2 pseudogenes are annotated in these 878 nt (G+C 43.2%); one reads left to right on the forward strand and one right to left on the reverse strand.

Annotation, left to right across the window (positions count from 1 at the left end):
• Positions 1-227: 227 nt before the first annotated feature.
• Positions 228-697: pseudogene (locus tag DWX76_RS13765) on the forward strand (glucan-binding protein); the annotation flags it as partial.
• Between the two features lie 54 nt (positions 698-751).
• Here the strand turns inward: DWX76_RS13765 and DWX76_RS15245 are convergent.
• Positions 752-878: pseudogene (locus DWX76_RS15245) on the reverse strand (transposase); the annotation flags it as partial.

Here is an 878-nt window from a genome sequence, read left to right on the forward strand (position 1 = left end):
TTTTCCATATCCGAAGTATAATGACCTGGTAATGCAGTTAGGATTTCGAGAAAAATATTTCAAAAAGTAAAAAGGAGAGTGCATTAATTATGAGAAAGCAGACTAAATTAGTTGCAGTACTTTCTGCAGCAGCTTTACTCGCTATGGGTGCTTCCATGACTTCTTTCGCAGCTGGTTGGCAGAAAGATGACGCTGGTGTTTGGCACTACTATGATAGCGATGATGAGATGGTAACAGGCGAGTGGAAAAAAGATGGCGGTAAATGGTTCCACCTCGATGATGAGGGAGATATGGAGACCAACACATGGGTAGACGATGACTACTATGTAGGCGAAGATGGCGCTATGCTGACAAACGCTTGGAAGTATACTATGTCTGATGATGATCAGGATGATCCGGATTCCGATGGTAAGCATTGGTACTATTTCAACAACAAGGGTAAAAAAGTTGCTGATCAGGATAAGAAGATCAATGGTAAGACATACCTTTTCAACGAAGATGGTGAGATGCTGTATGGTTGGCAGGATTGGCAAGGAGCTATTTACTACTTCGGTGAAGAGATGGATGGCGCAAGAACAGAGAATAAGTGGCTGTGGCTTGAGAAATCCGGTATGTTAGATACTGATGAGGATGTACAGAAAACAGTTCCTGGTTGCAGTGAAAATGACATCTGTGATGACGAAGGTTGGTACTGGTTCAATGCTTCCGGTAAGATGTACAAAGACGCCGCTAAGAAGAAAATCAACGGAAATCCTGCAAGTTTCTGCAGTTCCTTCGGATTGTTGAAGCGGCTGATATCACCTACTTCTGCAAGGAATCCTGACACTGTCCTGATTCCCACACCTTTGATCTCTAACAGCTTTTCAGCCATCGGAATC

It is taken from the genome of Clostridium sp. AF21-20LB, assembly GCF_003478795.1.
GTDB lineage: Bacteria > Bacillota > Clostridia > Lachnospirales > Lachnospiraceae > Otoolea > Otoolea fessa.